The organism is Sulfitobacter sp. HI0027 (assembly GCF_001634775.1).
GTDB lineage: Bacteria > Pseudomonadota > Alphaproteobacteria > Rhodobacterales > Rhodobacteraceae > Sulfitobacter.
The window spans coordinates 1-629 of the sequence record NZ_LWER01000382.1 but is presented as its reverse complement, the minus strand read 5'-3'; the positions used below and the strand labels follow the sequence as shown (position 1 = coordinate 629).

The following is a 629-nucleotide window of genomic DNA, read 5'->3' as shown; positions in this document are numbered from 1 at the left end:
GATCTGATTTGGAGAGTGTCCGATCTTTTGTGTAACTGCGAACTGGTCCATGCTTCCTGAGAGGAGCAAGGACGATGACCATATCCAAGGAACTGCTGGACGAACTACTGAAGGGCTGCGAGCGGCCTGAAGACCTGCTTGGCGATGCCGGGCTAATGAAAGAGCTCAAGATCAAGCTGATGGAGCGGATGCTCGGTGCTGAGCTGACGGCACATCTGGGCTATGAAGACGGCAAGGATGCCCCGCCTGATCAGGCCAACCGTCGCAACGGCTCATCTGCCAAGAGATTGAAGGGGCAAGACGGCGAACTGCCTATCGCTGTGCCGCGGGACCGGCCCTCTCGGCAGATTGCTTTGCAATCGCCTGCCGGGTGGTAGACGGCAGCTTCGAGCCTGAACTGGTGAAGAAGGGGCAGACCCGCATTGATGGGATGGATGACAAGATTATCGGGCTTTACGCCGCCGGTCTGACCGTCCGCGACATCCGTGCTCATCTTGAGGACGTCTATGGCCTGCAAGTTTCGCCAGACTTGATCAGCCGCGTGACCGATGCGGTGCTGGATGAGGTTCGGGAATGGCAGTCCCGGGCGCTGGACCGGATGTATCCCATCGTCATTTTTGACGCTCTAC

General features: G+C 58.0%; 1 pseudogene. It reads left to right on the top strand.

The features are described 5' to 3' along the window. Positions 1-74 precede the first annotated feature (74 nt). Positions 75-629: pseudogene (locus A3722_RS25365) on the top strand (transposase); the annotation flags it as partial.